Here is a 25,755-nt window from a genome sequence, read left to right on the forward strand (position 1 = left end):
GTCATGGCTGACGCTGATGTCATCGTGGTGGGCGCTGGACTGGCCGGACTGGTCGCGGCGTGTGAACTGGCCGAACGCGGTCGCCGTGTCCTGATCGTCGACCAGGAGAACGAGGCCAACGTCGGCGGCCAGGCCTTCTGGTCGTTCGGCGGGCTCTTCTTCGTCGACAGCCCGGAGCAGCGGCGTTTCGGCATCCGGGACAGCCACGAACTCGCGCTGCAGGACTGGATGGGCTCGGCGGGGTTCGACCGGCCCGAAGACCACTGGCCACGCCAGTGGGCCCACGCCTACGTCGACTTCGCCGCCGGCGAGAAGCGCAGCTATCTGCGTGACCGTGGCCTGCAGACCTTCGCGTTGGTCGGCTGGGCGGAACGCGGCGGCTACAACGCCAACGGCCACGGCAACTCGGTGCCGCGCTTCCACATCACCTGGGGCACCGGGCCCGCCCTCGTCGACATCTTCGCGCGGCGTCTGGTCGGCAACGAGCGGGTCCGGTCCGCCCACCGGCATCGCGTCGACGAGCTGATCGTCGAGGACGGCACGGTGGTGGGCATCCGCGGCGCGGTGCTCGAACCGTCCACCGCCGTCCGCGGCGCCCCGTCGTCACGAGAAGTGCTCGGCGAGTTCGAATTCCGGGCGCAGGCCGTGATCGTGGCCAGCGGCGGCATCGGCGGCAACCACGACCTCGTCCGCAAGTACTGGCCCACGCGGATGGGGCGGGTCCCCGAACAACTGCTCAGCGGCGTGCCGGCCCATGTGGACGGCCGCATGCTGGAGATCTCGGCGACGGCCGGGGCGAACGTGATCAACAGCGACCGGATGTGGCACTACACCGAAGGCATCACCAACTACGACCCGATCTGGCCGCGCCACGGCATCAGGATCCTGCCCGGGCCGTCGTCGCTGTGGCTCGACGCCCACGGCAAACGGCTACCGGTGCCGCTGTACCCGGGATTCGACACGCTGGGCACGCTCGAATACATCGCCCAGACCGGTCAGGACTACACGTGGTTCGTGCTGAACTCGCGGATCATCGCCAAGGAGTTCGGTCTGTCCGGCCAGGAGCAGAACCCCGACCTGACCGGCCGCAGCATCCGGGCCGTCATCGAGCGGGGCCGCAAGGGCCCCGCGCCCGTGCACGCGTTCGTGGACAAGGGCGTCGACTTCGTCAGCGCCACCACGCTGCGCGAGCTCGTGACGAAGATGAACGCCGTCCCCGGGGTGCAACCGCTGGCATTCGACGTGGTGGAGGCCGAGGTCACGGCGCGAGACCGCGAGGTGGACAACACGTTCACCAAGGACGGCCAGATCACCGCGATCCGCGGCGCCCGCAACTACCTCGGGGACCGGCTGAGCCGCGTCGTCGCCCCGCACCGCCTGACCGACCCCAAGGCGGGCCCGCTCATCGCGGTGAAGCTGCACATCCTGACGCGAAAGTCGCTGGGTGGGTTGGAAACCGACCTCGACGGGCGGGCGCTGCACAGCGACGGCACCGTGTTCCCCGGCCTGTACGCCGCCGGTGAAGCGGCCGGGTTCGGCGGCGGGGGAGTGCACGGGTACCGGTCGCTGGAGGGGACGTTCCTCGGCGGCTGCGTGTTCTCGGGGCGCGCGGCGGGCCGGGCGGCCGCCAAGGCAGTCCTGTAGGGCGCCGGCTTCCCCCGCGAGCAGACACGAACTCGCGCGACACGCCGAGGCGACACGCGATTTCGTGTCGGCTTGCGAGGTGCCCTTGGCGCCCGGGTCAGAAGTCGGTGGCGCTCTCCTGCTCCAGCACCTGGAAGTCGGTGTCGGTCATCTCCGTCAGACGCCCGTAGAAGATCGGCCGGCCGATGGGGTCGATGATCGCCTGGTGGATGGGCACGGCGCGCGCCGGCGCGACAGCCCGCAGATAGTCCACGGCTTCGGACACCTTCAACCACGGCGCGGCCGCGGGGGTGGCGAGCACGTCGACCGGCTCGTCGGGCACGAAGAGCGCATCGCCCGGGTGCATCAGCTTCGCGGGATGGTCGGCATCGCCGACGAGATACGAAATGTTGTCGATCACAGGGATTTCCGGGTGGATGACCGCATGCTTACCGCCGGCCCCGCGGACCGTCAGCGACCCGATGGACAACTCGTCGCCGACGTTCACCGCCTGCCATGACCCGCCGAGCTGTGCGGCAGTCTGCGGGTCGGCGTAGAGGGCGGCCTGCGGATTGGCGTCGATCAACGCCGGCAGGCGTTCGGTGTCGGCGTGATCCGGATGCTGATGGGTGATCAGGATCGCGCTCAGGCCCGTGACCCCCTCGAAGCCGTGCGAGAACGTCCCCGGGTCGAACAGGAGCGTGGTCTGTGGGCCCGACCCGTCAGCGAAGCTCGCCAGCAGGCATGAATGGCCGAAATGTGTGAGCTGCATCCCTATATTGTGACGCTCGGGGGCAGGTGGGGGTGCAGGTGTACGTGCGATTGATGTTCGCGCTGGCCATCGCGGTGGCGGGGTGGATGCTGGTGCCGGCGGCGGCCGGCGCGGCGCCGGGTCCGTGCCCCCCGAGATGCGACCAGATTCCCGACTCGGCGTGGATCGAGCCCGGCGCCATCCCGCTGGCACCGGCCTACCGCTGGCCCGGGCTCGCCGGTCTGGCCGTGGGCGTGACCACGCCCCGGTTCGAGTTCGAATCCTGGTGCGCGAGCCCCGGCCGCGACAGCGACCCCCGCGACTACGCCGTCGCCGCACGCGCTCAGGTCAGCAATCCGCCCGGCCAGTGGAACCTGCACGTCCAGGTCGTGCACTGGCGCGGCGACACCGTGACAGGTGGCCGCGAGGCGCTCGAGACGCTGGAATGGGCCAGGATGGCGCTGGCGTCGTGCCAGCTGACGGCCCCGGAGGTCTCGCCGTCCCTGACGACCAGCGGCGCGATGGAGCTGGCGACGGTGATCAGTGACGGCGGCCGGCGGGTGATGCACGCCTACCTGGTGGCCGACCCGGCCAGCAGCACGGTGGTGGAGATGGTGCTGTGGTCGACGGTGCCGCCGACAGTCCCGTGGCGGGCTGTGGCGCCCGACACAGAGGTGTTCGACGCGATGGCGGCCCCGCTGTGTGAGGCGTACCTGGGCTCATGCCGGTGACGCGAACCGGTCGTCGTCGCAGGTAGAGTGACCGCGTGGCAAAAGTGGTGGTGAACGTCATGCCGAAGGCTGAGATCCTCGACCCCCAGGGGCAGGCGATCGTCGGTGCGCTCGGCCGGCTCGGCTTCGAGGGAATCTCAGATGTCCGTCAGGGCAAGCGATTCGAGTTGGACATCGACGGCGACATCAGCGACGACAAGCTCGCCGAGATCGCTGAGTCGCTGCTCGCCAACACCGTGATCGAGGACTGGTCGATCACCCGGGAGGGGCAGTCATGAGCACCCGAGTGGGCGTCATCACATTCCCCGGCACGCTCGACGACATCGACGCCGCGCGCGCCGTGCGTCTGGCCGGCGCCGAGGCCGTCAACCTGTGGCACGGCGACGCCGACCTCAAGGGTGTGGACGCGGTCGTGGTGCCCGGCGGGTTCTCCTACGGGGACTACCTGCGTGCCGGCGCCATCGCGCGGTTCGCGCCGGTGATGGGCGAGGTCGTCGACGCGGCGAACAAGGGGATGCCCGTCCTCGGTATCTGCAACGGCTTCCAGGTTCTGTGCGAGGCCGGCCTGCTGCCCGGCGCGCTCACGCGCAACAAAGGACTGCACTTCATCTGCCGTGACACCTGGCTCGAAGTCGCCTCCAACACCTCGGCGTGGACCAGCCGCTACGAACAGGGCGCCGATCTGCTGATCCCGCTGAAGTCCGGCGAGGGTCGCTACGTGGCGAGCGACGAGGTCCTCGACGAGCTCGAAGGTGAAGGCCGCGTGGTGTTTCGCTACCGCGAGAACCTCAACGGATCCATGCGCGACATCGCCGGGATCAGCTCGGCCAACGGCCGCGTCGTCGGACTGATGCCGCACCCCGAGCATGCGACCGAGGCCTTGACGGGCCCCTCCGACGACGGGCTGGGCCTGTTCCTCTCGGCGCTGGATTCGGTGCTGGTGGCTTAAGGCGGATCTCTACGCGCGCTCGCGTTCCGTGAGCGCGCGCGAAATGCCGGTGCCCGCGGCGCGTCGGCGTGCAGACACGCGCGCTCGCGGTGCGGGTCCGGGGCAGGGCGGTCAGGCGGTCAGGCGATCAGGGCGACCGAGGCCTCCGCGGTGTAGCAGAGGAACGTCAGCGTCTCCTGCAGGTACAGCTGTACGGTGTCGGGGTCGTGGGACAGGTATCCGATGCACACGTCGGTGCCCAGCTGCAGGTCGAAATCACCCCCGCGCGTGGACAACACGAACGCCCCGTCGATCGCGGGGGCCCAGATGATGTCGCCGTCGACGAGCCTGTTGAGGTGCTCCCGGATCGGATAACCGTGCGCGGTCGTCTCGCTCACCTTGGTGTACACGTCGGCGGACAACAGCACGCTGTACGGCCCGTCGACGCCGGCGAGCCGCAGCTCGGAGAGCGCCTGGCTGATCACGTCGGGGATGTCGCGGGGGTCGTCGGGCAGCACCAGGTTCGGGCACGAGCTCGACTTGCGGATCCCGCCGATGTGCGCGGCCTCGTACCCCTCGAAGATCGCCCGGTCCTCGGCGAAGGCCAGCTTCTTGGCGGCCTCCTTCACCGCGTCCCAGTCCGAGTCCTGCGATCCCCGCTCGACGTCGTCGACGTCGATCCGCCTGACGGAGAACGGAACCCGCAATCTGACCAAGGGGCGCGCGTCGCGCAGATGCGCGATCACCCCGTCGCCGGGCGGCAGCACGTCGAGCAGATGTCCGGTGCTGACCGCGGCCGTCACCGGTCCGCCCGGCTCGCTCACGTCCACCACCCGCCGCCCGGCGATGTGGCGCTTGAACGTCCGGGTGGCCTCCTGTTCGATCTCCGCCCACGCGGCGTCGGAGATGGGAGCCAGCTCCCGGTAGAGGTTGTTCATCGTCATCGTCATCGTCCTTTCAGGCTGCCGATCGCAAGAGAACCGTCACCCGCCGGTGCGACGGGGTCGGCGCCGTCCTCCGTCGAATCGGGAAGCGGCGGTGGGTCGTTGAGGAAATCCGTGATCGGCGTGAAGAACATCGAACCGGTCACCGCGGTCGAGAAGTCCAGGACGCGGTCGGTGTTGCCCGGCGGATCGCCCAGGAACATGTTGCGCAGCATCCGCTCGGTGACGGTCGCCGTGCGCGAATAGCCGATGAAATGGGTGCCGAACTCACCCTTGCCGATCTCCCCGAACGGCATGTTGTGCCGCACGATCTTGAGCTCGTTGCCGTCCTCGTCGGTGATCACGTTCAGCGCCACATGCGAATTCGACGGTTTCACCGCGTCGTCGAGCTCGATGTCGTCGAGTTTGGTGCGGCCGATGACCTTCTCCTGCTCCTCGGTCGACAGCGCGTTCCACGCGTCCATCCGGTGCAGGTACTTCTGCACGTGGACGTAACAGCCGCCCGCGAAGTCGGGATCCTCCGACCCGATCTGGGTGGCGCTGTCGGCGAGGGGGCCGTCGGGATTCTCCGTGCCGTCGACGAAACCCAGCAGATCGCGATTGTCGAAGAACCGGAAGCCGTGCGTCTCGTCGACGACGGTGATCGCGCCCATCGCCGCGACGAGCTTGGTCGCCAGCTCGAAGCACACGTCCATCGACTCGGCACGGATGTGGAACAGCAGGTCGCCCGGGGTCGACGGGGCGCGGTGTGTGCCGCCGTCCAGGGCGACGAACGGGTGCAGCTCGGCGGGGCGCGGGCCGGTGAACAACCGCCCCCAGGCGTCGGACCCGATGGACGTCACCACCGACAGCCGCTTGGCCGGATCGCGGAATCCGATCGCCCGCACCAGGCCCGCGACCTCACCGAGAGCGTCGTGTACCTCGGCTTCACCGCCCTCGTCGATGGTGGCCACCAGGAAGATCGCCGCCGGGGTCAGCGGCGCCAGAACCGGCTGGGGCAGTGGGGCGGGCACGGGGTCGACCCTAAATCAAGATCGGCGGGATTGATCGAGGAAGATGGGAAGATGCCTGCTAGCCCCCAGGGACTGTGCGAGTTCATCGACGCGTCGCCGTCGCCGTTCCACGTGTGCCGTACCGCTGCGGAGCGGCTCGTGGCGGCGGGGTTCACCGAACTCGCGGAAAGCGACCCGTGGCCCGGTGAGGGCGATTTCTTCGCCGTGCGCGCGGGGTCGCTCATCGCGTGGCGGGCGGCCGAAGGCAGCCGCGCGCGTCCGTTCCGCGTCGTGGGCGCGCACACCGACAGCCCGAACCTGCGGGTCAAGCAGCATCCCGACCGCTTCCTGTCGGGGTGGCGCATCGTCGCGCTGCAGCCCTACGGCGGAGCCTGGCTGAACTCGTGGCTGGACCGCGATCTCGGTGTCAGCGGCCGCCTTTCGGTGCGCGACGGCGCGGGCGTCCGTCATGCGCTGGTACGCATCGACGAGCCGTTGCTGCGGGTGCCGCAACTGGCGATCCACCTCGCCGAGGACCGCAAGGGCGTCGAGCTGAACCCGCAGCGCCACGTCAACGCCGTGTGGGGAGTGGGCGGCGGGCCGGGGTCGTTCCTCGGTCACGTCGCCGAACGGGCCGGCGTCGCCGAGGACGCCGTTCTCGGCTTCGACCTGATGACCCACGACATCAACCCGTCGCGGCTGGCCGGAGCCGACGACGACCTGGTCAGCGCGCCCCGGCTGGACAACCAGGCCACCTGCTACGCAGGCCTGGAGGCCTTTCTCGCCGCGCCGCCGTCCGATGCCGTGCTCCCGGTGCTGGTGCTCTTCGACCACGAGGAGGTCGGCTCGCAGTCGGATCACGGCGCACAATCCGACCTGCTGCTGACCGTGCTGGAGCGCATCACCCTGGCGGCCGGCGGCGACCGCGAGGACTTCCTGCGCCGACTGCCCGGATCGGTCGTCGCGTCGGGGGACATGGCGCACGCCACCCACCCGAACTATCCGGAGCGCCACGAGCCCGGCCACCTCATCGAGGTCAACGGCGGGCCGGTGCTCAAGGTGCAACCCAATCTGCGCTACGCCACCGACGGCCGCACCGCGGCGGCGTTCGCCCTGGCCTGCGAGCAGGCCGGTGTCCCGCTGCAGCGCTACGAGCACCGCGCCGACCTGCCCTGCGGCTCCACGATCGGCCCGATGACCGCCGCCAACACCGGTATCCCCACCGTCGACGTGGGCGCCGCGCAGCTGGCGATGCATTCGGCACGCGAGGTGATGGGCGCGGCCGATGTCGCGATGTATTCGGCCGCGCTCGGGGCTTTTCTGTCACCGGTGTGATCTAGGGTCGGGCCATGGCACTGAGTGTGGAGATGATCACCTTCGACTGTGTGGATCCCGACGGGCTCGCCGACTGGTGGGCCAAGGCCGCGGGTGGAGACGTGAACGCCGTGGCGCCAGGCGAATTCGTGATGGTCACCAGCGAGGGCCGCACCACTCTGGGCTTCCAGCGGGTGCCCGATCCGACGCCGGGCAAGAACAAGGTGCACCTCGACTTCCACGCCGCCGACAAGGAGGCGGAGGTGGCCCGGCTGATCGGCCTGGGCGCGAAGGAGACGGGGCGGAACAGCTTCGGGCCGGAGTTCGAGTGGGTCGTGATGGCCGACCCCGAGGGCAACGCCTTCTGCGTGGCAGGAGGCTGATCGGCCGCGCGGCTAGACTGTCGCGGTGACGTCTGGGTTGACCCAAGAGGTAGACACCGTCGAGCGGGCCTCCGCCACTCCCGAGCAGCCGCAGCCGTATCGGGAGCTCGGGCTCAAGGACGACGAATACGACCGGATCCGCGAGATCCTCGGCCGTCGCCCCACCGACGCCGAGCTCGCGATGTACTCGGTGATGTGGAGTGAGCACTGCTCGTACAAGTCCTCCAAGGTGCATCTGCGCTACTTCGGCGAGACCACCACCGCGAAGATGCGCGAGACCATGCTGGCGGGCATCGGCGAGAACGCCGGCGTCGTCGACATCGGCGACGGGTGGGCCGCCACCTTCAAGGTGGAGTCCCACAACCACCCGTCCTACATCGAGCCCTACCAGGGTGCGGCGACCGGCGTCGGCGGCATCGTGCGCGACATCATGGCGATGGGCGCCCGTCCGGTCGCGGTGATGGACCAGTTGCGTTTCGGCGCCGCGGACGCCCCCGACACCCGCCGGGTACTCGACGGCGTGGTCCGCGGGATCGGCGGCTACGGCAACTCGCTGGGGCTGCCCAACATCGGCGGCGAGACGATCTTCGACCCCAGCTATGCGGGCAACCCGCTGGTCAACGCCCTCTGCGTCGGCGTGCTGCGCAAGGAGGACCTCAAGCTCGCCTTCGCGTCGGGTGCGGGCAACAAGATCATCCTGTTCGGCGCGCGCACGGGACTCGACGGCATCGGCGGCGTCTCCGTGCTGGCGTCGGAGACGTTCGGCGGTGATGAATCGGGCGGACACGAAGCCGGAGGCGGAGCTGGACCATCAAGGAGCGCGGGCCGCAAGAAGCTGCCCAGCGTGCAGGTGGGCGATCCGTTCACCGAGAAGGTCCTCATCGAGTGCTGCCTCGAGCTCTACGCGGCCGACCTCGTGGTCGGCATCCAAGATCTCGGCGGCGCCGGATTATCCTGTGCGACATCGGAACTGGCCTCAGCCGGCGACGGCGGCATGAAGGTCGAGTTGGAGCAGGTGCCGCTGCGCGCGACGAACATGACGCCCGCGGAGATCCTTTCCAGTGAGTCCCAGGAACGCATGTGCGCCGTGGTGACCCCGGACAACGTGGATGCGTTCATGGCGGTGTGCCGGAAATGGGATGTGCTCGCCACGGTCATCGGCGAGGTCACCGACACCGGCCGGCTCGAGATCACCTGGCACGGCGAGACCGTCGTCGACGTGCCGCCGCGCACCGTCGCCCACGAGGGGCCGGTCTACGAGCGGCCCGTGGAACGTCCCGCCGGCCAGGATGCGCTGGCGGCCGACACGACGTCGTCGTTGGCGCGCCCGCAGACCGGCGACGAACTGCGCGCCACCCTGCTGGCGATGGTCGGCAGCCCGCACCTGTGCAGCCGCGGGTTCATCACCGAGCAGTACGACCGCTACGTGCGCGGCAACACGGTGCTGGCCGAACATGCCGACGGCGGCGTGCTGCGCGTCGACGAACAGACCGGGCGTGGCATCGCGCTCTCGACCGACGCGTCGGGCCGCTACACGGCCCTCGATCCGTACGCGGGCGCCCAGCTCGCGCTCGCCGAGGCCTACCGCAACGTCGCCGTCACCGGCGCCACCCCGGTCGCGGTCACCAACTGCCTGAACTTCGGATCGCCTGAGGATCCCGGGGTGATGTGGCAGTTCTCCCAGGCGGTTCGCGGCCTCGCCGACGGTGCTGCGGCGCTGGGCATCCCGGTCACCGGCGGTAATGTCAGCTTCTACAACCAGACGGGGAACACCGCGATCCTGCCCACGCCCGTCGTCGGCGTCCTCGGCGTCATCGACGACGTGAAGCGGCGCATCCCGACCGGTTTCGGCAACGAACCCGGCGAGACCCTGATGCTGCTCGGCGACACCCGCGACGAGTTCGACGGCTCGATCTGGGCGCAGGTCAGCGCCGGGCACCTCGGCGGCGTCCCGCCCAAGGTCGACCTGGCGCGCGAACAGCTCCTCGCCGAGGTCCTCACCGCGGCCTCGCGCGACGGTCTCGTCTCGGCGGCCCACGATCTATCCGAGGGCGGGCTGATCCAGGCCGTCGTGGAGGCGTCGCTGGCCGGCGAAACAGGTTGCCGCATCCTGCTTCCCGAGGAATTCCAGGAGGGGACGGCGCCGTTCGTCTTCCTCTTCAGCGAGTCCGCGGGCCGGGTGCTCGTCGCCGTGCCTCGTACCGAGGAGAGCAGGTTCACGGCGATGTGCGAGGCACGTGGCCTGCCCGCCGCGCGGATCGGGGTCGTCGACCAGGGACCCGCCGGCGGTGAACCGGCCGTCGAGGTGCAGGGCCAGTTCACGGTGACCCTTGAGGAGTTGCGGCGCACATCGGAAGGTGTGCTGCCCGGGTTGTTCGGGTGACCTCGGTCGGCACCCGCCGACATCCCGCCCTGCTCTGGGCATGGCGGTTGCTGCGCCTCGACTTCACCGGCGTCGCACTGGGCGCGCTGTTCTTCTGTGTGTCCCTGACCCCGTCGCTGCTGCCGAGGGACTGGTTGTTCCAAGGACTGATCGGCGGCATCAACGCCGCGATCGGCTACGGCATCGGCGTCTTCGTCGAGCGGATGCTGCGGCGCTTCGTCCTGGCCCGCCGCACATGGTGGCCGCCGTCGGCGCGAATCCTGTACGCGCTTAAGACGATCACCGTCGTCGTCTCGGTCGGTGCGTGCATCGGGATGGTGATCCCGGCGGCAGCGTGGCAGCGCCAGGTCTCGGCGCTGATGGGTATGGACGGCCCGAGCACGTCGAGCTATCTGCGCCTGCTTCTGGTCGCCGTCGCGGTCGCCGGAGTGTGCATCGCCACGGCCAGGCTGCTTCTGGACCTCATCAAGACCATGGCGCGTGTCCTGATCCGGCGGTGGCGACTCTCCGACGAGATGGCGCTGTTCATCGGTACGGCGGTTGTCGTGATCCTGGTCATCACGCTGGTCAACGGCGTGCTCGTGCGGGGATTCCTGGCCGGGGCCAACCGGATCTTCCAACCCCAGAACTCGACCACCAGAGAAGGCGTCGTCCAGCCGGAGGAGACCGAAAGATCGGGCAGCCCCGACTCTTTCGCCGCCTGGGACACGCTCGGCTATCAGGGGCGCAACTTCGTCGGCACCGGTCCCCACGCCGACGAACTGGCCCGCGTCAACGGCAGGCCCGCCCTGGAGCCGATCCGGGTCTATGTCGGACTGCAGACGGCCGACACCGACGAAGAGCGGATGGCGGTGCTGCTCAGCGAACTCGAACGCACCGGCGCCTTCGAGCGTGAGGTGCTCGTCATCGCCCCGACGACCGGGACCGGCTGGATCAATCCGATCGCGGCGCGTTCGCTGGAGCTGATGTACAACGGCGACACGGCGATCGTCGGTTCCCAGTACTCCTACCTTCCGAGTTGGATCTCGTTCCTCGGCGACCAGCAGAAGTCGATGGAGTCGGGCCGGTTGATGATCGATGCGGTGCACGATCGCTGGGTCACCCTGCCACCGGAGCGCCGCCCACGACTCGTCCTCTACGGCGAGAGCCTGGGATCCATGGCGGGGCAGGGCGCGTTCGACTGGCTGCCGGACATCTCGCGGATGGGGTTCTCGTCGGTGCTGTGGGTCGGCCCGCCGAACGCGAGCCCGCTGTGGCACGGCATCACCGTGCGCCGCGACCCCGGCACCCCCGAGGTCGAACCGCGCTACGACAACGGGCGCACCGTGCGGTTCTCGCAGGGCAACGACGCGGCCCAGATCGCGGCCGATACGGCGGGGCCGTGGGAGAGCCCCAGAGTGCTCTTCCTGCAGCACTCGTCGGATCCGATCGTGTGGTGGTCCCAGGACCTGCTGTTCACCCGGCCGGACTGGCTGTCCGAACCGCCGGGCCGTGACCGCACGAGGTCGATGCGGTGGTATCCCATCGTCACGTTCTGGCAGGTGGCCGCCGACATGACCAACGCGGCGTCGGTCCCCGGCGGGCACGGACACAACTACGGCGATTTCATCCTCGACGGCTGGGCGGGTGCCGCACCGCCGCAGGGCTGGACCCGGGAGGACACGGATCGGATCCGGGTCGCGCTGGCCGAGACCGAATTCGAGGACGGCGACTACTAGTGCCCGTGCGGCGCGAGAGGGCCCGGGTGGCCGCGCTGGCGGTCGCGCTGCTCGGCTGGAGCGCGCTCGCCCCGCGGCTGTCGAAGCGGTGGAACCCGTTGCCGCAAGCCGTGTTCGGCGCGGTGGCCGTGGCCGGGCTGCGGCCCCCGCTGGGTCTGCGTCTGCCGGAGCTGGGGCGGGGGCTGCGGTGGGGAGGGGTGGCGGCGTCCACTGTCGTCGCGACCGTCGCGGTCGGCACGCTCCTGCCGCCGGTGCGCGCCGGAATGGCCGGTAGGGAGTTGCCCGCCGAGCCCGCGCGGTGGCTCCTTCTCCGCATCCCGTTCGGCACGGTGTGGTCGGAGGAGGTCACGTTCCGCGCCGCGCTGGGCACTGCCGCCGAGAACGCGTTCGGCGCCACTGCCGGCCGGCTGCTCGCCGCGGCGGTGTTCGGACTGTCCCACACTCCCGATGCCCGCGCCGCCGACGAGTCGGTGCCGCTGACTGTGATCGCCACCGGTGCGGCCGGGTGGATGTTCTCCTGGCTGTACGCCCGTTCCGGCAGCCTGGCCGCGCCGATGCTGGCGCATCTGGCCGTCAACGAAGCCGGAGCGATGGCGGTCCTGGCCGTTCGGCCCCGGCCAGATCGCTGACTGTCAGCCCGCCGTCGCGACGTTCCGCACGTGCGCCGTGAGCTGGTGGGGTTCGGTCTGCTGGTCATCGATCCCGAAGCTGATCACCCTCCGCGGTGTGATCCGGATGATCGCCGCGTCCAGCGGATCGCCGTTCGGTTCGCGGGGCGCGTCCTCCAGCGTCGCCTGGACGGCGGTGCCGCGGATCTCGAGGCACCGCACCCGCCAGGGATCACGTGAGGTGATGTCGTCGATCACGAACGCCACCTTGGGATTAGCGGCGATGTTGCGATACTTGCGGCTCTTCGACATCTCGTATCCGGAGATGTCGATGGTCCCCGACGTCTCGTTGAACGTGAACCCGACGGGGCTGTTCTGCGGGGTTCCGTCGGGCTGGATGGTGGCAAGCCGTCCAAGCTCCGCCTGTTTCATGAATTCGATCTCGTATGCGGTGAACGTCATGCGGGTCACGCTAGAACCTCAATGGACGTTGAGGTCAAGGGTGGATCGCCGGGACGTCGACCCGACGCGGAGGGCGGCGCGCCGCGGCCTGCAGGCACTCTGAGAACCTGGGTCATGGCCGCCCGTCGCCCCGCCGATCCGGCGAAGACCCGCGCCGCCGTCGCGGCCCTCGCCGAGTGGTTGCGCGATGACGCCGCCGCTGCGCCGGAGCGCGCAACTCTGGCCGAGGCGGTGCGCGCCACCGCCAGGACCCTGGCCGCGCTCGCGCCCGGCGCCACGGTCGAGGTGCGGGTGCCGCCGTTCGTCGCGGTGCAGTGCATCGAGGGACCCCGGCACACCCGGGGCAATCCGCCCAACGTCGTGGAGACGGACCCGCGAACCTGGCTGATGCTGGCCACCGGGCTGACCACGCTGGAGCAGGCCGCCGCCGACGGCTCCCTTCAGATGTCGGGATCGCGCGCGACCGAGATCGCCGCCGTGCTGCCCCTGGTGGCTCTCCCGGACTGACGGATCTTTCTGAGCGGCGGAAGCCATTGGCACGGACTGCCATGAATCGGCGGGACGTCACGGACCACCACGGAATGCGGGAGCGGCGAATCTTCGTTGTTCCCAGCGGCAAACCGCCCCACTCCGTCGCGTGATTCCGCTTTTCCCAGTCGTGCACCGTAGACTGTGCGACGTCACCCACAGCCCCCAGGGAGCAGCCTGATCGTGACCGCCGAGCAGCTCGACAACGAGCCGAAAGAAGAGTGCGGAGTATTCGGGGTCTGGGCGCCCGGCGAGGAGGTGGCGAAGCTCACGTACTACGGCCTCTATGCCCTGCAACACAGGGGTCAGGAGGCTGCGGGTATCGCTGTCGCCGACGGTTCCCAGGTGCTGGTGTTCAAAGATCTCGGGCTTGTCAGCCAGGTGTTCGACGAGCAGACGCTGGCGGCGATGCCGGGCCACGTCGCCGTCGGGCACTGCCGCTACTCCACCACCGGGTCGACGACGTGGGAGAACGCCCAGCCGGTGTTCCGCAACACCGCGGCGGGAACCGGTGTCGCCCTGGGTCACAACGGCAACCTCGTCAACACCGCCGAGCTGGCCGCCCGCGCCCGCGACGAGGGCCTGATGGGCAACCGTGGCGCGGCCACCGCGACCACCGACTCCGACATCCTGGGCGCGCTGCTGGCCCACGGCGCCGCCGACTCCTCCCTGGAGCAGGCTGCGCTCGAACTGCTCCCGACCGTCCGGGGCGCTTTCTGCCTCACGTTCATGGACGAGAACACCCTCTACGCGGCCCGCGACCCGTACGGCGTGCGTCCGCTGTCGCTGGGCCGGCTGGACCGCGGCTGGGTGGTGGCCTCCGAGACCGCCGCGCTCGACATCGTCGGTGCGTCCTTCGTCCGTGACATCGAACCCGGCGAGCTGCTGGCCATCGACGCCGACGGTGTCCGGTCGACGCGCTTCGCCAACCCGACCCCCAAGGGCTGCGTCTTCGAGTACGTCTACCTCGCACGCCCTGACAGCACGATCGTCGGCCGGTCGGTGCACGGCACCCGTGTCGACATCGGCCGCAGGCTCGCCCGCGAGAAGCCGGTCGACGCCGACTTGGTCATCGGTGTCCCCGAATCCGGGACACCCGCCGCGGTGGGGTACGCGCAGGAGTCGGGCATCCCGTTCGGTCAGGGCCTGATGAAGAACGCCTATGTGGGGCGCACCTTCATCCAGCCGTCGCAGACCATCCGGCAGCTCGGTATCCGACTCAAGCTCAACCCGCTCAAAGAGGTCATCCGCGGGAAGCGGCTCATCGTCGTCGACGATTCGATCGTGCGGGGCAACACCCAGCGCGCACTGATCCGGATGCTGCGCGAAGCCGGGGCGGTCGAGGTGCACGTGCGCATCGCGTCGCCGCCGGTGAAATGGCCGTGCTTCTACGGCATCGACTTCGCCACCCCCGCCGAGCTGATCGCCAATGCCGCGAGCAATTCGGCCGACGAGCACGAGATGCTCGACGGGGTGCGCCACGCGATCGGCGCCGACTCTCTGGGCTACATCTCCAAGCAGGGCATGATCGCGGCGACCGAGCAGCCCGCATCGCGGCTGTGCTCAGCCTGTTTCGACGGTGAGTACCCGATCGAGCTTCCGGGCGAGACCGCGCTCGGCAAGAACGTCATCGAGCACATGCTCGCCACCGCGGCGCGCACCGGGATCCCGATCTCGGCGGACAACGACAACGCCTCGGCCCTGCGCCGGCCATAGGCGAGCGTCCCCGGGGGGAGCGCCGCTGCTAGCGGACAGTCCCTGTCGCAGAGGTGAAGCGGAGCAGCCGAGGCCGGCCGCCCTTACCGGCGTTGCCCTCCTGCACCAACGCCTGCGTCACCGCGTCGCGGTAGCCGGTCAACCCGTTGGGCGGAGGCGGAACCACGCCGTCGATGTCCTTCTCGTGGGCGACCGCGTCGCATTCCAGTGACTCCACGAGGGGACGTGCCAGCCCGGACGCGATCGGCGTCACCAGCCCCACCCAGCGGCTCGCCAGCGTCGGGGTCAGCCAGGGCAGCACCACGAAACGGCGCGGCGCCAGCCCCGCGACCTCGGCGTACACCTGCATCGCGTCGCCGTACTCCAGGATGTCGGAGGAACCGATGTCCCACGTGCGTGATGCGGGCACCTCCGCGGTCGCGCACTCGACGAGGTAGTACAGCGCATCGTCGATCGAGATGGGCTGGATCTTGTTGTGCACCCACTTGGGCGTCGTCATGATCGGCAGTCGATCGGTCAGATGCCGGATCATCTCGAAGGACGCCGATCCCGTGCCGATCACGATGCCCGCCTGCAGCACGATCGTCTCGATCTCGGAGGCCAGCAGGATCTCACCCACCTCGACGCGCGAGGCCAGGTGCCGGGACAGGTCTGTGTTCGCGGGGTGCAGACCGCTCAGGTAGACGATCCGTCGCACCCCGGCCTTCTTGGCGGCCTCGACCACGTTGTGCGCCGAGCGCCGCTCCTCCTCGACGAAGTCCTTCGAGGTCCCCATCGAATGCACGAGGTAGTAGACGACGTCGACACCGTCGAACGCCTCGACCAGTGAGTCGGGCTCGGTGAGATCGCCGCGGGCCACCTCGACCCGGTCGCGCCACTCGGCCTTGTCGAGCTTTGCGGGTGTGCGTGCCATCGCCCGTACGCGCAGTCCCCGGTCGAGCAAGGCGGGTATCAACCGGCCACCGATGTAACCGGTCGCCCCGGTCACCAGGCAGCGAACTTCCTCAGCAGGCATGGCCGCGGGATGTCCACTTCAGGGGCGGGGCAAACCCGCGAACGGGATCTGACACCTCCCCGTCACACCACAACAGATACTGCCAGCGATTCGCTGGGAAAGCGCGGGTAGCCTTGCTCTCGATGACAAAGGGTGTTGAACGACAGGGCATCGCCGAACACCGCGGCGTTTCCTATGCGTCGGCAGGCGTGGACATCGAAGCCGGTGATCGAGCCGTCGAACTCTTCAAACCACTCGCGAAGAAGGCCACCCGGCCCGAGGTGCGCGGCGGCCTCGGCGGCTTCGCCGGCCTGTTCGCCCTCCGCGGGGACTACCGCGAGCCGCTGCTGGCGTCCTCCACCGACGGCGTCGGCACGAAGCTCGCCGTCGCCCAGGCCATGGACAAGCACGACACGGTCGGCATCGACCTGGTCGCGATGGTCGTCGACGACCTCGTCGTGTGCGGAGCCGAGCCCCTGTTCCTGCAGGACTACATCGCCGTGGGCAGGACGGTTCCCGAACGCGTGGCCGAGCTGGTGTCCGGCATCGCCGACGGCTGCGTGCTCGCCGGATGCGCCCTGCTCGGCGGCGAGACCGCCGAACACCCCGGTCTGATGGCCCCCGACCACTACGACATCTCGGCCACCGGGATCGGCGTGGTGGAGGCCGACGACGTCCTCGGACCCGACCGGGTCCGGCCCGGCGACGTGATCATCGCGATGGCGTCCACCGGGCTGCACTCCAACGGCTACTCGCTGGCCCGGCACGTGCTGCTGGAGATCGACCATATGAACCTGGCCGGGCACGTCGAGGAGTTCGGCCGCACCCTCGGCGAGGAGCTGCTCGAACCCACCCGTATCTACGCCAAGGACTGCCTCGCGCTGGCCGCCGAAACGCAGGTGCGCACGTTCTGCCACGTCACCGGCGGCGGACTGGCAGGCAACCTCGAACGCGTCATCCCGCCCGGACTCGTCGCCGAACTGGACAGGGGCACGTGGACGCCCGCTCCGGTCTTCGGCATGATCGCCCAGCGCGGACGTATCGAGCGTGCCGAAATGGAGAAGACGTTCAACATGGGCGTCGGCATGGTGGCCGTCGTCGCGCCGGAGGACACCGATCGCGCGTTGGCCGTTCTGACTGCCCGCCACCTGAATTGCTGGACCCTCGGAACCATCCAGAAGGGCAGCAAGGACGCGTCACGAGCTGTGCTCGTGGGTCAGCACCCCAGATTCTGAGAACGCTGCGGGGGACCGACTGGCGGAACTAGCGTCGCCAGTCGTCCTCGTCGGCCCAACCGTCGTCGGACGGCGCTTCGCTGCCGTTGAGGCGGTCGTCGTCAGGAGCGTTCGACAGCTCGCGCTGTAGCCGCTCGAAATCGGTCTGCGGCGAGCTGTACTTCAGCTCACGTGCAACCTTGGTCTGCTTTGCCTTTGCCCGGCCGCGGCCCATGGGGGAACCCCCTCGCGCAATAACGGAGCGGCCCAATTTCTAGGCGGCTCCGATCTGAGTGTGTTTATTGTCCTGCCGTCACTTTACCGTGCCGCGCGCTGTACCGCTGGCAGGCCCTGTTGCGGCGCGGTTTTTTGCGTCGATCGCCTCACCGGGCACCGCCGCGCAGTCGTTCGACGGCGAGCCGGCCCGCTCCGATCGCGTCCGCGGCCGGCATCGAGTCGGGGTCGATCGCGGCGGCGACCTGCACGTCCCCACCGGTCGTCAGCGGGGTGTCTGCGGGCAGACCCCGCTTGAGCAGTGCCAACGCGATGGCGCCCTCGTCGACGTGAGTCACCACCGTGCCGAGCCGCCCGACGGCACGGCCACCCGCGAGCAGGGGGTCCCCCGGTGAGGGCCGGTCGGCGTCGCCGTCGAGGTGCAGCAGCACCAGCATGCGGGGAGGTTTGCCCAGGTTGTGCACACGCGCGACGGTTTCCTGACCGCGGTAGCAGCCCTTGTCGAGATGGACCGCGCCGACGCCGGGTCCGCCGATCCAGCCGACCTCGTGCGGGATGGTGCGCTCATCGGTGTCGACACCGAGGCGTGGGCGCTGGGCCGCGACGCGGTGCGCCTCGTAGGCCCACACCCCGGCCGGCCGGACACCGGCGGCCACCAGCGCGTCCCGCCACGCCGCGAGCTGGGTGCGGGGCACCACCAGGTCGACCTCGAGGGTCGCCCCCGGCAGCCTTCGGACGAACCCGCCGTCGGCGAGTGCGGTCGCGGTGCCCTCCGCGGGAAGCTCGGCGATGCCGAGCGCGGCCAGGACCGGCGCGCCGCTCACCCCGGGGCCGAGCAGTGACAGCACACCGAGGTCCGCGGGATCGATGACGACGTCGGCCCAGAACACCATCTTGCGCAGGAAATCGAGCAGGGCCTGGCCCCGCCACGGCTCGGTGTCGATGACGGTGCGGCCGTCGAGCTGCGTCTGCAGCCAGTGATCTTCCACCCGGCCCTGCCCGTCGAGGCTGAGGTTCTCGGTGACCGCCCCGTCGGCGAGCTCGCTGACGTGCTGACTGGAGATGGTGTGCAGCCACGACTTCCGCTCGGCACCCGTCAGGGTCAACACCGCCCGATGGGAGCGGTCGACGACCACGGCGCCGTCGGCGGCGGCCCGCTGCTCACCGAGAGGGTCGCCGTAGTGCCAGACGGCGCCCGCGTCGGGTCCGTTGTCGGGGGCGGGTACTTGCGACGTCTCCCAGGCCATGGCTCAACTCTACGAGCCCTGTGCCCGAGGCCGCCGCTACGCTGGTGCCCCATGGCAGAGACCGCGGGCGCACCGAACGGCATCGTCGTGACGCTCGACGGCCGTCTGCACGATCCCGACGTTCCGCTGCTGCACGCCGACGACCTGGCGGCGGTGCGCGGTGACGGCATCTTCGAGACGCTGTTGATCCGCGACGGTCGTCCCTGTCTGCTCGAGGCCCACCTGGGCCGCCTGGCGCACTCGGCGCAGATGCTGGATCTGCCCACCCCCGACGCCGATCGGTGGCGGGCCGCCGTCGACGTCGCCGTGCGCGCGTGGCTGGCAACCGGTGGCGACGAGGGCGTCCTCCGCCTGGTGTATTCGCGGGGCCGCGAACACGGCGGCGAGCCCACCGCGTACGCCACGATCGGGTCCGTCCCGGCGCGGATCCACGACGTCCGGCGCCACGGTATCGCTGCGGTGACACTCGAGCGCGGCCTGTCCAGCGGCGGCATCGACGAGCTGCCGTGGCTGCTCGCGGGTGCCAAGACACTCTCGTACGCGATCAACATGGCCGCCTTGCGCCACGCGGAGCGCCAGGGCGCCGCCGACGTGGTCTTCGTCAGCACCGACGGCCACATCCTGGAAGGGCCCCGCTCGACCGTCGTGATCGCCACGACGTCGGCCGACGGCCACGCCTGCCTGCTCACCCCGCCGCCCTGGTATCCGATTCTGCGGGGTACCACGCAGCAGGCGCTCTTCGAAGTGGCGCGCGATGCCGGCTACGACTGCGACTACCAGGCCCTCACGCCCGCCGATCTTCGTGCCGCTCAGGGCGTTTGGCTGGTCTCGAGCATCACGCTGGCGGCGCGGGTGCACACCCTCGACGGCACCCCCCTCCCGCCTGCGCCGATGGCCCACGATCTGGCGGCGTTGGTCGATGCGGCGATCTTGTGCGATCGCTGAGCGCGTAATTCCCTTGTCGCCCTGTCGAAGCGGGAGTACGGTCGCGGGTACACAGGAAGGGAGGTGGTCCGAGAAATTGATTGACTTATGGACATGTGAGGTGGCTGCGAGCTAGCAGCGCCGGGAGAGCGCTTGACGCACCTGTGCGCGCTGGCGAATTCCCCGCAGTCACCCGGCCCCCGAGCCTCTTGGTCTTGTCCGACCGAGAACACCGGCTCGGGGGCCGCTCCATATCTGCAGCCGGTTCGGCCGGAAAGGAGCAGCCGGCGTCGTGCCGGACATGATGGCCCGCACCCAGGGTGCGTCGAGGGGGTGACGGCGTCGGCGCTGATTCAGCCGGCCGGGCCGGGGGCCAGTGTCGAGCACTCCGCCATCGCGGTCTCCCAGACCTCGGGGTCGATGCCCGGCGGGGGATCGGCGGCCGGTCCGGGCGGGGCGGGCACGCCGTGCTGACCCAGGCAGTAGGCGAACGAACCGTGGCCGACACTGGGCACCGCCGAGGTCGGACTGGTCTCGTCGGCCGGTTCGCTCGGCCCCGAGCACGCCGTGAGTCCGGTGAATGCTGCTGCGGCGGCGAACATCGCCACTCGGTGAGGGGTGCGCACTAGCCCACGAACCTGGACAGCCGGGCCGACAGGTGCGGTACCAGGCCCCCGTCGGCGTCGACGCGTTCCTCGACATACGCCAGGTCGCCGCCCTCGATGATTCCGTAGAGCCGTTTCGCGCCGCCGACCAGCACTCCCGACTTGCTCCGCGCGAGTGCATCGGTCACCAGCTCCCACGAAGCCTGGTTGAGCGGTTGCCCGTAGAACAATTCGACGTACCCCGCGGAGTGCGCGAGCAGAAGCTCGATGGCCTGCGCCTCGGACGGGTCGTTGGGGTCGTTGACGAAGCGCCAGAACCCCGTCTCGCGCAGGTCCGGCCGGTCGTACTCGCCGTCGTCGTCGAGGCGCCAGGAGCGGGCCTCCCAGTTCAGGTAGTCGCGTCCGTCGTGGGACACCACGATCTGCTGGCCGAACCGGTAGTCGCCGTGGGCATCCCGGCCTTCGCCTTCCCCGCGCCACACGCCGACCAGCGGCAGCAGCGCGAGCAGCGCATCGTCGAAATGGGCGCCCTCACGCAGATTCGCCGTGTCGGAAGGCAACGGCAGATCCCCGAACACGGGGATGTTGCGCGCGGAGGTCGCTCTGGCTCGCTCGGCAGCTGCGGCGACCGCCTCGTCGCCAGAGGTCACGACTCGTCAGTGACGAGGCGGTACAGCGCGTACAGCGCGAACCACGTGATCACCACGACGGCCGCGACGAGCAGGATCTCGAAAAACAGCACCACGGCAGAAAGTCTAACCGCCGGGAGAAATACTCTCCCGGCGGCCGTCGACGCGTCACGAAAAGAGGCGCGTCAGCTGACTTTCCACTCGAACTCGGGGCAGAACGCGCCGGTCGCGGCGCCGATGAAGTAGCCCGCCTGGTAGTCCGACCAGTCGGTGACGCTGGTCAGGTCCGCGACCTCCTGCTCGAAGGAGGCGCCGTTGGACCAGTCCTCGCAGACCGCACGGCCGGTGTCGACGACCTGGGGGGTTTTCTCCGCCGGCCAGGTGATCCCGCCGTTGGTGATCACCGTGAGGAAGTCGTCCTCGGGTGCCGCGAACGCCGCGGGGGCACTGAAGAGAGCAACAGCGGCAAAGGCCGCAGACGCGGCGCAGGCGATCGTGGTCTTCATGTCTGGGTCCTCGTGTCGGCGCGGCGGGGCCGCGAAAGGGCGAACGCGGCAGAACCGCGCAGGGTGGGCGCGGCGAGCCGCGGGCATGATACCCGAGGCCGACCGCGAACCTGTCGGGGTCGAACCCGCCCCCAACAGCGCGGGTTCTCCCCTATATTCGCCGACCACAGCTAATCCTGCAGCGTTTTCACAGCAGAACAGCCCAACGTCCGGCGACCGGAGCGTGAACACACCGCTCGGCGGCCGCGGACGGTTGACGTCCGTGACTTTGGTCAGGCGACCTTGACGTCGACCTCGTGGATCCCGGCGCCCGACGGTGCCACGCTGGCGTCGCCGTTGCCCGCGGGCGAGAGCGCGCGCAGCGTCCACGTCCCGGGCGCGGCGAAGAACCGGAAATCACCGGTGGCCGATGCGACGACCTCGGCGGTGAACTCGTCCGAGCTGTCGAGCAGGCGCACGAAGGCACCGCCCACCGCCTGGCCCGACCCGTCGACGACACGGCCGGTGATGACCGTCTCCTTCTCCAGGTCGACGCTCGCAGGCAACGTCAGTCCTTGCTTCGGTGCAGAGCACATATCAACTTCCCAACTCAATCGGGGCACCCACCAGGGAGCCGTATTCCGTCCAACTGCCGTCGTAGTTCTTGACGTTCTTGTGTCCCAGCAGCTCCTGCAGCACGAACCAGGTGTGCGACGAGCGCTCACCGATGCGGCAGTAGGCGATGGTCTCCTTCTCGCCGTCGAGTCCCGCGTCGGCGTACAGCTTGGCCAGGTCCTCGTCCGACTTGAAGGTTCCGTCGTCGTTGGCGGCCTTGCTCCACGGCACGTTGATCGCGCTGGGGATGTGGCCGGGGCGCTGGCTCTGCTCCTGGGGGAGATGCGCGGGGGCGAGGATCTTGCCGGAGAACTCGTCGGGGGAGCGCACGTCGACGAGGTTCTTGGTACCGATCGCGGCGATGACCTCGTCGCGGAACGCGCGGATGCTGTTGTCGGGATCCTTGGCCGTGTAGCTGGTGCTCTCCCGGGTCACGGTGTCCTTCGACAGGGGGCGGGCGTCGAGCTCCCACTTCTTGCGGCCGCCGTCGAGCAGCTTGACGTCCTGGTGGCCGTAGAGCTTGAAGTACCAGTAGGCGTAGGCGGCGAACCAGTTGTTGTTGCCGCCGTAGAGGATCACGGTGTCGTCGTTGGCGATGCCGCGCTCGGACAGCAGCTTCGAGAACTGCTGGACGTCGACGAAGTCACGCTTGACCTGATCCTGCAGATCGGTCTTCCAGTCCAGTTTGATCGCGCCCGGGATGTGCCCGGTGTCGTAGGCGCTGGTGTCCTCGTCGACCTCGACGAAGACGGTCTTCGGCGCGTCGAGATTGCTCTCGGCCCAGTCGGCGGAGACCAGGACGTCGGAGCGTGCCATGGAGGAGATCCTTTCGATTGCTAACGGGTGGGGGTCAAGCGGGTGATGAGCGGATAGAGCTGACAGCCCAGGCAGATGCCGAAGGCTGCATTGAGCAATGCCGCCACCAGCGCCAGGGCGGTGGCGGTCAGACCCAGCGGGATGAGGCCGCCGGCGAAACCGAGGCTGCCCGCGACGGCGAAGACGAACCCGACCAGCTGCGCGAACTTCAGCGGGGCGACCGGCTCCCGTTCGGTGACCGGGCCCAGGCGCGGGGCGACCAGGGACGCGAAGACGAGCCCGTAGGGGTGCCGGCGCGGTCCGGCCACCGCGCCGACGGCGAACACGACGGCCTGCGCGCCGAGGATGATGGCGGCCAGAGCGGGGCTCTGGGCCGACACCAGCAGCGCGACGACCAGGACGCCGGTCGTCACCCACGCGACGAAACGGGGACCGCGCACGTCGACCTGCGCCGGGGCGCGTGTCTGTGTGGGGTTCGACATAGCTGTGCTTCCTGTTGTCCGGGACGGCTGGGAGCGGCAGACCACTGGGGGCCGGTCGCAGAGTGCGGCGCGAAGAACAGCGCAGCTACTCAGCAGCTACGACAACAACAGCAACAACCCGCGACGCGGCACAGATCGACTGCGCGGCGCTTGGTGAGCACGAGCTCAAGGCGGGCTGACACGGCTGACAGCTTACCCAACGAGGGGGTGATCAAGCCAACAGCGGCTCGAGGGCCGACCGCAGGTCAGCGGCGGTCGGCACACCCGAGGCGCGATAACGCTGCCCGCCGTCGGCGTCGAAGATGAACGTGGTGGGCAGCGACAGCACCGAAAGCGTGCGCGCCGCGGCGGGATTGGCGTCCATGTCGATCTCGACGTGGGCGACCGCGGGCAGGTCTGCACACACCTGGTCGACGACGCGGCGCAGACCCACGCACGGCCCGCACCAGGCTGCCCCGAAATGCAGCACGGTCGGGCCGGACCGGGACAGCCCCAGCTCGTCGATCTCGCTGTCCTTGAGTACGGGCCACTCCGCGGCGCCCTTCATCAGGCCCGAGCGCCGCGTCAGCAGCCGTCCGACGACGAACGCCGCACCGAACGCCGCGATCAACACGGCGAGGACGACGATCCACGAAGTACTCATGACAACCGGAACTCGTGCAGGTCGACGGTTACTCCCTCGGCGATGCCCTCGATGATGATGTCCGAGCCCCGCGCGCCCTCACTGGTCGGTGCGATCCCGAACGGAAGCTTCTGGCCCGGCAGCTCGGTGGTGAACGCGGCGAGCACCGCAGGGATCTGTTCTTCGGGGACCGCCTGGTCGGCAGTGCCCGGTTCGGTCAGCACGCCGGTGGCGGTCAACACCAGCGTGGTGTCGTCGGGGCCCGCGACGGACAGATCGACGGCGATGCTCACGCGTTCGTCGAAGCCGGCCTTGTCCGGAGTGCCGGTGAACACCAGCCCGCGATTGCTGGAGATCCCCGACTCGGTCGTCCCGCCGGTGGAGTCCTCGGTCTCCGAGGTCGGCGCCTCGATCAGCAGGTCCGGGATGCCCATGTACCGGCCGACGTGGGTCGAGTCGATGATGATGCGGCTCTCCAGCTTCTCGACCGTCAGCGAGCCGTCGGGCGCCACCAGCCAGGAATCGCCCAGGCCGACCGAATGCATGGTCGCCTCCAGGGACGCCTTGCCCACCACGGCGTGATCAACGCCACTGGCCTTGATCTCGACCTCGTCGTAGTAGTGCCGCCGGGCCTGGGTGATGAACGGGAATCCCAGGATGGCGACGGACGGGTCCCAGTGCAGGTCGGCAGCACTGCGAACACTTCTGGCCAGGCGGTATTCGGCGTAGATGGCGGCCCCGAAGTCGGTGCCGACGGCGCCGACGGTCACCGCCGCGAGGGTGGCGAGGGCACCGATGACGAGCTTGCGCACCCCGACATTGTTGCCGACGCCGCCGAGCCCATGCGCTCCGCGCGGCTAACAGGCTGGTTGCACGCTATCGTTTAACAACCAACGGTCCGGTAACGGCCGTATGTCAGGCATGAATCTGGAAAGTGACCGCCCGCGACAACGATGTCCGGCGGTCTTCCGGGCCATGAGCTCCACGGCTGCTGGAGGGTCAGTTGGATCTACTGCTACTGACGGTCGACCCGCACCCGGAATCAGTCCTGCCGTCTCTGTCGCTACTCGCGCACAATGTGCGCACCGCCCCCACCGAGGTGTCCTCGCTGCTGGAGGCGGGCACCGCCGACGTCGCCATCGTCGACGCCCGCACCGATCTGGCCGCCGCGCGCGGTCTGTGCCGTCTGCTGGGCACCACCGGGACGTCCGTTCCGGTGGTCGCGGTGGTGAACGAGGGCGGGCTCGTCGCGGTGAACGTGGAGTGGGGTCTCGACGAGATCCTGCTGCCCGGCACCGGCCCGGCCGAGATCGACGCGCGTCTGCGCCTGCTGGTCGGGCGCCGCGGTGGGATGGCCAATCAGGAGAACCTGGGCAAGATCAGCCTCGGTGAGCTCGTCATCGACGAGGGGACCTACACCGCGCGGCTGCGGGGCCGCCCGCTGGACCTCACTTACAAGGAGTTCGAACTCCTGAAGTATCTGGCCCAGCACGCCGGGCGGGTCTTCACGCGGGCCCAGCTGCTGCAGGAGGTCTGGGGATACGACTTCTTCGGAGGCACCCGCACCGTCGACGTGCACGTGCGGCGCCTGCGCGCCAAGCTCGGGCCCGAGTACGAATCGCTGATCGGCACCGTCCGCAACGTGGGTTACAAGGCCGTCCGACCGGCTCGCGGCCGGCCGCCCGCAGCCGACACCGACGAGCGCGACGCCGACGATCCGTACGACGACGAGGACTCCTTCGGACCCGACGACGTCCCCGAGGCGCTGGGCAGCCCGTCCACCCAAGCGCTGCGCAGCCAGTGACCT

The 25,755-nt window shown here is 69.4% G+C and carries 30 protein-coding genes; 14 read left to right on the plus strand and 16 right to left on the minus strand.

Features of this window, described 5'->3' with window-relative positions:
* Window positions 1-3 precede the first annotated feature (3 nt).
* Window positions 4-1,644 (plus strand): FAD-binding dehydrogenase, encoded by a 1,641-nt coding sequence (locus tag FHR72_RS10895; RefSeq protein ID WP_183467988.1) that lies wholly within the window; start codon window positions 4-6, stop codon window positions 1,642-1,644.
* A gap of 97 nt (window positions 1,645-1,741) precedes the next feature.
* Here the strand turns inward: FHR72_RS10895 and FHR72_RS10900 are convergent, their stop codons facing one another.
* Window positions 1,742-2,395, minus strand: coding sequence for an MBL fold metallo-hydrolase (locus FHR72_RS10900; protein ID WP_183467989.1), 654 nt, complete (start codon window positions 2,393-2,395; stop codon window positions 1,742-1,744).
* A gap of 53 nt (window positions 2,396-2,448) precedes the next feature.
* On the opposite strand from FHR72_RS10900, the gene FHR72_RS10905 reads away from it, so the two are divergent.
* Genes FHR72_RS10905 through purQ form a run of 3 tightly spaced genes read left to right on the plus strand, consistent with a single transcriptional unit; the run spans window position 2,449 to window position 4,054 of the window.
* Complete coding sequence (locus FHR72_RS10905) at window positions 2,449-3,105, plus strand: ATPase (protein ID WP_221193436.1); 657 nt, start codon at window positions 2,449-2,451, stop codon at window positions 3,103-3,105.
* 35 nt (window positions 3,106-3,140) lie between these two features.
* Window positions 3,141-3,383 (plus strand): phosphoribosylformylglycinamidine synthase subunit PurS, encoded by a 243-nt coding sequence (purS, locus tag FHR72_RS10910; protein ID WP_183467990.1) that lies wholly within the window; start codon window positions 3,141-3,143, stop codon window positions 3,381-3,383.
* Window positions 3,380-4,054 (plus strand): phosphoribosylformylglycinamidine synthase subunit PurQ, encoded by a 675-nt coding sequence (purQ, locus tag FHR72_RS10915; protein ID WP_183467991.1) that lies wholly within the window; start codon window positions 3,380-3,382, stop codon window positions 4,052-4,054. Before purS ends, purQ begins: the two co-directional genes overlap by 4 nt.
* A 119-nt stretch (window positions 4,055-4,173) precedes the next feature.
* Here purQ and FHR72_RS10920 read toward each other — a convergent pair whose 3' ends face one another.
* Together FHR72_RS10920 and FHR72_RS10925 are read right to left on the minus strand one after the other, a co-directional pair.
* Window positions 4,174-4,971 (minus strand): family 1 encapsulin nanocompartment shell protein, encoded by a 798-nt coding sequence (locus tag FHR72_RS10920; RefSeq protein ID WP_183468433.1) that lies wholly within the window; start codon window positions 4,969-4,971, stop codon window positions 4,174-4,176.
* An 8-nt stretch (window positions 4,972-4,979) separates the two neighbouring features.
* Window positions 4,980-5,990: a Dyp-type peroxidase gene (locus tag FHR72_RS10925; RefSeq protein ID WP_183467992.1), complete on the minus strand. Its 1,011-nt coding sequence runs from the start codon at window positions 5,988-5,990 to the stop codon at window positions 4,980-4,982.
* A 51-nt stretch (window positions 5,991-6,041) separates the two neighbouring features.
* Between FHR72_RS10925 and FHR72_RS10930 the strand changes: the two genes are divergently transcribed.
* From FHR72_RS10930 to FHR72_RS10950, 5 genes are read left to right on the plus strand one after another with little or no spacing between them, the layout of a single operon-like run.
* Window positions 6,042-7,304, plus strand: coding sequence for a M18 family aminopeptidase (locus FHR72_RS10930; RefSeq protein WP_183467993.1), 1,263 nt, complete (start codon window positions 6,042-6,044; stop codon window positions 7,302-7,304).
* Window positions 7,305-7,318: 14 nt separating this feature from the next.
* Window positions 7,319-7,666 (plus strand): VOC family protein, encoded by a 348-nt coding sequence (locus FHR72_RS10935; RefSeq protein ID WP_183467994.1) that lies wholly within the window; start codon window positions 7,319-7,321, stop codon window positions 7,664-7,666.
* A gap of 25 nt (window positions 7,667-7,691) precedes the next feature.
* Window positions 7,692-10,049: a phosphoribosylformylglycinamidine synthase subunit PurL gene (gene purL / locus FHR72_RS10940; RefSeq protein ID WP_183467995.1), complete on the plus strand. Its 2,358-nt coding sequence runs from the start codon at window positions 7,692-7,694 to the stop codon at window positions 10,047-10,049.
* Entirely contained in the window at window positions 10,046-11,767 is a 1,722-nt protein-coding gene (locus FHR72_RS10945; protein WP_183467996.1) for an alpha/beta hydrolase, read from the plus strand. The genes purL and FHR72_RS10945 overlap by 4 nt, the downstream gene beginning before the upstream one ends.
* A gap of 5 nt (window positions 11,768-11,772) precedes the next feature.
* Window positions 11,773-12,396, plus strand: coding sequence for an Rv0804 family intramembrane glutamic endopeptidase (locus FHR72_RS10950; protein WP_183467997.1), 624 nt, complete (start codon window positions 11,773-11,775; stop codon window positions 12,394-12,396).
* 3 nt (window positions 12,397-12,399) lie between these two features.
* Here the strand turns inward: FHR72_RS10950 and FHR72_RS10955 are convergent, their stop codons facing one another.
* Entirely contained in the window at window positions 12,400-12,837 is a 438-nt protein-coding gene (locus FHR72_RS10955; protein WP_183467998.1) for a PPOX class F420-dependent oxidoreductase, read from the minus strand.
* Between the two features lie 114 nt (window positions 12,838-12,951).
* Between FHR72_RS10955 and FHR72_RS10960 the strand changes: the two genes are divergently transcribed.
* Window positions 12,952-13,344, plus strand: coding sequence for a sterol carrier family protein (locus FHR72_RS10960; RefSeq protein WP_183467999.1), 393 nt, complete (start codon window positions 12,952-12,954; stop codon window positions 13,342-13,344).
* A gap of 204 nt (window positions 13,345-13,548) precedes the next feature.
* Window positions 13,549-15,081 (plus strand): amidophosphoribosyltransferase, encoded by a 1,533-nt coding sequence (gene purF / locus FHR72_RS10965; RefSeq protein WP_183468000.1) that lies wholly within the window; start codon window positions 13,549-13,551, stop codon window positions 15,079-15,081.
* Window positions 15,082-15,109: 28 nt separating this feature from the next.
* Here the strand turns inward: purF and FHR72_RS10970 are convergent, their stop codons facing one another.
* Window positions 15,110-16,096, minus strand: coding sequence for an NAD(P)H-binding protein (locus tag FHR72_RS10970; protein ID WP_183468001.1), 987 nt, complete (start codon window positions 16,094-16,096; stop codon window positions 15,110-15,112).
* A 122-nt stretch (window positions 16,097-16,218) separates the two neighbouring features.
* On the opposite strand from FHR72_RS10970, the gene purM reads away from it, so the two are divergent.
* Complete coding sequence (purM, locus tag FHR72_RS10975; protein WP_183468002.1) at window positions 16,219-17,310, plus strand: phosphoribosylformylglycinamidine cyclo-ligase; 1,092 nt, start codon at window positions 16,219-16,221, stop codon at window positions 17,308-17,310.
* A 28-nt stretch (window positions 17,311-17,338) separates the two neighbouring features.
* On the opposite strand, the gene FHR72_RS10980 is transcribed toward purM, so the two are convergent.
* A complete protein-coding gene (locus tag FHR72_RS10980; RefSeq protein WP_183468003.1) occupies window positions 17,339-17,524 on the minus strand; it encodes a DUF3073 domain-containing protein in 186 nt (61 codons plus the stop codon).
* Window positions 17,525-17,672: 148 nt separating this feature from the next.
* Window positions 17,673-18,770, minus strand: a complete 1,098-nt coding sequence (gene ygfZ / locus FHR72_RS10985; RefSeq protein ID WP_183468004.1) for a CAF17-like 4Fe-4S cluster assembly/insertion protein YgfZ — start codon at window positions 18,768-18,770, stop codon at window positions 17,673-17,675.
* Between the two features lie 81 nt (window positions 18,771-18,851).
* Between ygfZ and FHR72_RS10990 the strand changes: the two genes are divergently transcribed.
* Window positions 18,852-19,715 carry an aminodeoxychorismate lyase gene (locus tag FHR72_RS10990; RefSeq protein ID WP_183468434.1) on the plus strand — a complete coding sequence of 288 codons (864 nt, stop codon included), beginning with the start codon at window positions 18,852-18,854 and terminating at the stop codon, window positions 19,713-19,715.
* A gap of 332 nt (window positions 19,716-20,047) precedes the next feature.
* Here FHR72_RS10990 and FHR72_RS10995 read toward each other — a convergent pair whose 3' ends face one another.
* From FHR72_RS10995 to lmeA, 9 genes are all read right to left on the minus strand, one after another.
* Window positions 20,048-20,296: a hypothetical protein gene (locus tag FHR72_RS10995; protein ID WP_183468005.1), complete on the minus strand. Its 249-nt coding sequence runs from the start codon at window positions 20,294-20,296 to the stop codon at window positions 20,048-20,050.
* A gap of 23 nt (window positions 20,297-20,319) precedes the next feature.
* Window positions 20,320-20,949, minus strand: coding sequence for a heme-binding beta-barrel domain-containing protein (locus tag FHR72_RS11000; protein WP_183468006.1), 630 nt, complete (start codon window positions 20,947-20,949; stop codon window positions 20,320-20,322).
* A gap of 164 nt (window positions 20,950-21,113) precedes the next feature.
* Window positions 21,114-21,434: a DUF732 domain-containing protein gene (locus FHR72_RS11005; protein ID WP_183468007.1), complete on the minus strand. Its 321-nt coding sequence runs from the start codon at window positions 21,432-21,434 to the stop codon at window positions 21,114-21,116.
* Window positions 21,435-21,706: 272 nt separating this feature from the next.
* Window positions 21,707-22,009: a DUF1416 domain-containing protein gene (locus tag FHR72_RS11010; protein WP_024448701.1), complete on the minus strand. Its 303-nt coding sequence runs from the start codon at window positions 22,007-22,009 to the stop codon at window positions 21,707-21,709.
* A gap of 1 nt (window position 22,010) precedes the next feature.
* Window positions 22,011-22,844 (minus strand): sulfurtransferase, encoded by an 834-nt coding sequence (locus FHR72_RS11015; RefSeq protein WP_183468008.1) that lies wholly within the window; start codon window positions 22,842-22,844, stop codon window positions 22,011-22,013.
* Window positions 22,845-22,864: 20 nt separating this feature from the next.
* Complete coding sequence (locus tag FHR72_RS11020; RefSeq protein ID WP_183468009.1) at window positions 22,865-23,326, minus strand: DUF4395 domain-containing protein; 462 nt, start codon at window positions 23,324-23,326, stop codon at window positions 22,865-22,867.
* An 89-nt stretch (window positions 23,327-23,415) separates the two neighbouring features.
* The gene (locus tag FHR72_RS26830) at window positions 23,416-23,508 is read right to left on the minus strand and encodes an Ms5788A family Cys-rich leader peptide (protein ID WP_396888426.1); all 93 of its coding nucleotides are present in this window, start codon (window positions 23,506-23,508) and stop codon (window positions 23,416-23,418) included.
* Window positions 23,509-23,537: 29 nt separating this feature from the next.
* Window positions 23,538-23,969: a thioredoxin family protein gene (locus FHR72_RS11025; RefSeq protein ID WP_183468010.1), complete on the minus strand. Its 432-nt coding sequence runs from the start codon at window positions 23,967-23,969 to the stop codon at window positions 23,538-23,540.
* Window positions 23,966-24,760, minus strand: coding sequence for a mannan chain length control protein LmeA (gene lmeA, locus FHR72_RS11030; RefSeq protein ID WP_183468011.1), 795 nt, complete (start codon window positions 24,758-24,760; stop codon window positions 23,966-23,968). Before lmeA ends, FHR72_RS11025 begins: the two co-directional genes overlap by 4 nt.
* A gap of 191 nt (window positions 24,761-24,951) precedes the next feature.
* On the opposite strand from lmeA, the gene FHR72_RS11035 reads away from it, so the two are divergent.
* Window positions 24,952-25,752, plus strand: a complete 801-nt coding sequence (locus FHR72_RS11035) for a winged helix-turn-helix transcriptional regulator (RefSeq protein WP_183468012.1) — start codon at window positions 24,952-24,954, stop codon at window positions 25,750-25,752.
* The last annotated feature ends 3 nt before the right edge of the window (window positions 25,753-25,755 follow it).

Source organism: Mycolicibacterium iranicum (genome assembly GCF_014190915.1).
Classification (GTDB): Bacteria; Actinomycetota; Actinomycetes; order Mycobacteriales; family Mycobacteriaceae; genus Mycobacterium; species Mycobacterium iranicum_B.